Annotated in this window: 1 pseudogene; it reads right to left on the minus strand. The window is 40.0% G+C overall.

Annotated features, from left to right (window positions below):
- A pseudogene (locus tag ACK3CR_RS27090) lies at window positions 1–275 on the minus strand (ParM/StbA family protein); the annotation flags it as partial.

Genomic DNA, 275 nt, shown 5'->3' on the forward strand with positions numbered 1-275 from the left:
ATGTAGTCGTATACTTACGTTCTACATCTTCCAGAATGAAATCAACTTGATTAATACGCGCCTCACGTAAGTAATGAACAGCTAAATCATGATCTTTTGGATACTCATCTGGTCGTTCAATATACTTAGCAAATTGCTGACGGTTAATGTTTAAGCCTTTGCGTTCTTCTTTCATCAATTGGATGGCTTCTTCTACTGCATGACCTACTCCTCGTCTTTCCCCCGTACACTGTTCTGGTTGTGGGTTCACACCTACGGAGTAAATATACTCAGTT

This window comes from Priestia sp. TRM10, assembly GCF_057808375.1.